Below are 235 nucleotides of genomic sequence, written 5' to 3'. Positions count from 1 at the left end.
CACTGCCGTTCAGCCGAGGGTTAGCCGGTCCTAAGGTGTACCACAACTTGACTACACCGACGGGAAGCTGGTTAATATTCCAGCGCCATCATGCAGTAAACGCCGACGCCGTGTGGAACGCTGAGCCGGGCATTCGCCCGGTCGAATCGTGGAAACTCGTGGACGCCGTCACGGCACGAAGCGAGCGAAACGCGAAATAGCGAAAGTCAGCCGTACATAGGGCCCGTGAAAAGGC

1 rRNA gene is annotated in these 235 nt (G+C 58.7%); it reads left to right on the top strand.

Features of this window, described 5'->3' with window-relative positions:
• Positions 1–235: ribosomal RNA gene (locus C466_RS17115) — 23S ribosomal RNA — on the top strand; the annotation flags it as partial.

It is taken from the genome of Halorubrum distributum JCM 10118 (genome assembly GCF_000337335.1).
In the GTDB taxonomy this organism is placed as follows: Archaea; Halobacteriota; Halobacteria; order Halobacteriales; family Haloferacaceae; genus Halorubrum; species Halorubrum distributum.
This window is presented reverse-complemented; position numbering and strand designations above follow the sequence as displayed.